This is a genomic window from Chromobacterium sp. ASV23, from assembly GCF_016428945.1.
GTDB lineage: Bacteria > Pseudomonadota > Gammaproteobacteria > Burkholderiales > Chromobacteriaceae > Chromobacterium > Chromobacterium sinusclupearum.
In genome coordinates, this window is record NZ_JAELTR010000177.1 from 1 (window position 1) to 477 (window position 477).

A 477-nucleotide genomic window follows, 5' to 3' on the forward strand; every position below is an offset into this window, starting at 1 on the left:
GTGTGCCTTTTTTTAAAGAAGGATTGAAGTTGGCTTGCTCTGCAAGCTTTTTGATCTCGTTTAAACCTGTATTGCTGCTAATGGGCATCGCACCGCGACCCACAAATTTCATGCCATTATAGTCAATTGGATTATGACTGGCTGTGATTTCAATTCCACCATCCACATCAAGATGAAATGCTGCGAAATATATTTCTTCCGTCCCGCTTAAGCCAATGTCAATAACATCGGATCCACTGTCAAGAATGCCTTGGGCAACGGCATTTTTTAAAATTGGACTTGTTTCTCTCGCATCATATCCAATGGCTATTTTTTTTGCATTTAGATGCTGGGCGAAGGCTCGACCTATGCGATAGGCCACGTCTTCATTAAGTTCGAGCCCAAGCTTTCCTCTGATGTCATAAGATTTGAAGCAGGTCAATTTATTCATTATGCGCGCCCGTAGTTATCTTGGAGTCGGACAATATCATCCTCACC

1 pseudogene is annotated in these 477 nt (G+C 42.6%); it reads right to left on the bottom strand.

The annotated features are described in order from the left end of the window. A pseudogene (locus JHD59_RS22135) lies at positions 1-430 on the bottom strand (phosphomannomutase CpsG); the annotation flags it as partial. Between the last annotated feature and the right edge of the window lie 47 nt (positions 431-477).